Source organism: Microcoleus sp. OTE_8_concoct_300 (assembly GCF_031383065.1).
Taxonomy (GTDB): Bacteria; Cyanobacteriota; Cyanobacteriia; order Cyanobacteriales; family Microcoleaceae; genus Microcoleus.
In genome coordinates, this window is the sequence record NZ_JANMZH010000475.1 from 1 (window position 1) to 3,088 (window position 3,088).

General features: G+C 45.5%; 5 protein-coding genes. 1 reads left to right on the plus strand and 4 read right to left on the minus strand.

Annotated features, from left to right (window positions below):
* The 4 genes from ACUVJL_RS21465 to ACUVJL_RS21480 form a co-directional block, all read right to left on the minus strand.
* On the minus strand, window positions 1-360 hold a 360-nt coding region (locus ACUVJL_RS21465; protein WP_445247683.1), incomplete at its 3' end, for an iron-containing alcohol dehydrogenase.
* Between the two features lie 644 nt (window positions 361-1,004).
* Complete coding sequence (locus ACUVJL_RS21470; protein ID WP_445247684.1) at window positions 1,005-1,268, minus strand: hypothetical protein; 264 nt, start codon at window positions 1,266-1,268, stop codon at window positions 1,005-1,007.
* A 170-nt stretch (window positions 1,269-1,438) separates the two neighbouring features.
* Window positions 1,439-1,723: a peptidase gene (locus tag ACUVJL_RS21475; RefSeq protein WP_445247685.1), complete on the minus strand. Its 285-nt coding sequence runs from the start codon at window positions 1,721-1,723 to the stop codon at window positions 1,439-1,441.
* A gap of 219 nt (window positions 1,724-1,942) precedes the next feature.
* Window positions 1,943-2,374, minus strand: coding sequence for a hypothetical protein (locus tag ACUVJL_RS21480; protein ID WP_445247686.1), 432 nt, complete (start codon window positions 2,372-2,374; stop codon window positions 1,943-1,945).
* Window positions 2,375-2,650: 276 nt separating this feature from the next.
* Here ACUVJL_RS21480 and ACUVJL_RS21485 point away from each other — a divergent pair.
* The coding region (locus tag ACUVJL_RS21485; protein ID WP_445247687.1) for a peptidase M15 at window positions 2,651-3,088 on the plus strand (438 nt) is incomplete at its 3' end.

Genomic DNA, 3,088 nt, shown 5'->3' on the forward strand with positions numbered 1-3,088 from the left:
CTGATGGGCGACGAGTTTGGCTGAGTCTAAGGCTTTGCCGCCGCCTACTCCGATGATGAAGTCGGCTTGATGGGTGGCGGCTGCTTCGCGGAGGGTTTCGAGGCTTCTTTCGCTGCAATCCTTGCCGTATGCTGTTTCGGCGGATTGTAACTGCTGCTGTTGGAGGATTGGTTGCAGGTAGGGTTGGGTGGCGGCGAGGGAGTTGCTGCCGCCGACGATTAGCGGCCGCTTTCCGAAACGGGCGATCGCATCTCCGGCTTGTGCGATCGCCGATCGACCCCGCAATACACAGGCGGGAGCAATTGTCAAGGAATAAATTGCTGGTGCGGTGGCAGTTTTGGTGCTTTGGGTTTGAGTCATCGAACCACTGGATAAGTGACGAGAAGGTTGACGCTTTGCAGGATTGCTGGATTTTCTAGGATAACTCTAACCCATGTTGGGCGATCGGGTAAGTTTTGTAAAGTTTTTATTAAGTATTGTGCGGGGTTGGGGGATGGGAGGGGGGAGTTGAGGGCGATCGCTAATTTGAGGAAGAAAATACGGGCGATCGAATTATGATTAAAATTGAGGCTTAACGTACAAATCCCAGACTTGTTTCACTGCTGCTGCATCTGGTTGAGAAATTTGCCAGATTTTCGCTAGTAACAAAGACTTTTCCAAACAATCTAATCTAGACAAACGAACTGTTGAAGCAACGCGCCAACCGCTGACAGACCAATCATATCATGTCCGGTCGAGGGACCGCGATTTTTGTAGGGGCCCGTGAGCAAACAATACCGGCCAATAATTGACTATCTCAAAAACCCGCCCCGACCGGGATATTATGGTTAATCGATAGGACATGATATCATTAAGAAATACATCTGTTTGGCTGCGGGGTTTGGCAGAGGTGACGGCCGCTGCTACCACATCCTCGCCATCCAACCATAGCAAAAGTATGGGGCGTTTTTTAGAGCCTGCGCCGCTTGTAAAAGGAATATTTGCCACCCAAAAATCACTCCCGTTCAATAGTCGTCATAAAGTCCTTCGTCTTCCGGTGCGTAACCTTTCAAAAAAGCATCATGACTGCGAGTAATAGCTGGCTCAATTAAATAGTCTTCGCCGTCTAGTAGCGACCGCTTGATAGGCGGTGTTTCTGTTGGCGAAGTGCTAGATTCTGAACTTGCGCTCAACTGCTTTGTCGGTTGTGATTTGTACAAGAGGAATTGCACAAAATCGAGCACTTCCTCTTGTTTTTCTCTCGACAGAAGTCGCAATTTTTCTGACACGGCTTTTTCGATATTATTATTAATAGTTGGTTTCCTGGGATTTTTCCCCTTCAGCTTTGTTAGATTTCTGCATTACCTACGTATTTTATCACGACTCTCAAAGGTGAGGGCGTTCCTGATTCTAGCCAGTCCAACAATATAACCGACCAAAGTTCCTCACCTCTTTGGTTTTAATCATTGGAGGTGGGCTGCTTTTTACGGCCAAACAAACCCGACATACTTAAACCAGTCACTAACAAGCCAATCATTCCCAAACCGTTTAAGATCGGGTAAATTGCTTGAAGATGAAAGATTTCACCTGTATGAATTTTTAATAAAAATCTCGATGGAATTTCTATACCCAGCGGCCACTCTCGGACAATTGTGATCACCATTCCAGTCAAGACAGTCAGCGCGATCGGCAAAGCAACAATAAGGCCTAGAATGCGGTGGTACTTGCGAAATGCTCTCTTCATAGTGGTTGAAAGTTTTGGAATACTGAGGTTATATTAGGAGGGAGTGTTGAGTGCTTGTTTCTGAGTAACTGCGATCGCAGAACTCTCACAGGACTTACGCACTCGGACGCACAGAAACCGGATATTTTAACTTTTATTCAAGGTTTGAACCAATTACCGGAGTTGAAAAACTCGGTTTCTGCGTCTGAGACTTTAGAATCAAGCACTCACCACTGAAATTTAGGACTTAGGAATGCTACTGATAGTCTTTTCAAGCGACTGCAATTGAGTCAGCACTTGGTCTTTACTTGGCTGAGACTTTTTGAGCGCAGTCATCACTTTTTCTGTGGTATCCTCAACTGCATCGTAGCTTTTAGGAGCTTTAGCTTTGATACCGTCTTCTACTTTCTTCCAGGCATTCTCAAATTTGTCAAATTCGGTTTTGGCTTTGGCAAAGTTTCCAGCCTGAACTGCTGCTTTCGTACTGGAAACCACACCACTCAATTCTGCATAGTTTCCCTGCGATGCTGCTTTCTCAGTTTTAACAGCAGTAGCAGCAGGAACCGGGGCGGGTGAAGTTGGCGGAGTGGAAGCTTCCTTAGCGCTGTCGCAACCAGCCAAAGCTAGAAGGCTGATGGCGCTAAGGACAAGGATTTGATTAAAACGAGCCATGAACAATCCTCACATAGATCGATACTAGAATCTATTGTGTCACAAAAAAAATCAGATCCGTGGGAATAAATCAACATCCTGCAGGATAGTAAATTTTGAAGCTGGAAGTTGGCTGATAGTTTGGTAGGTTTGGTAGGTTTGGGTTGAGGGAGGAAACGCCACTAGATGATGGTTTGCCACTGTTGACCTGAATCCAGTGCAACCCAACCTAGTGACTAAATTATCTGTCAGTGTTTAACATTAAGCTATTCACCTCTAATTGCTGGAGTTCATTCTATGAGAAAGCCACAAACTGTTAAAGCTTTGGAAGAGCTAGGACGGGTTCAACTGTCTAAGAGTTTTTTCATGCGTGAGTTTCTTTATTCAGAAATCTCTCAAATTGAAGGTATCCCTAACATTCCTAGCGATCCTGACTTGGCGATCGCAGCAGGAAAGAATTTGTGTGAGAGGGTGCTTGAACCAATTCAAGATGCGCTTGGTCGGATTAGTATCCGCTCAGCCTATCGTTCTTGTGTGGTGAACGCCAAAGGAGCAGAGAATAAAAATCAGTACAACTGTGCCAGTAATGAGTCTAACTATGCAGAACATATCTGGGACGTAAAAGATTCAGATGGGTATATGGGAGCAACAGTATGTATTGTTGTTACATCATTCATCCCTTACTACGATCGCACTCAAGATTGGACAGCATTGGCATGGTGGATACATGACCAC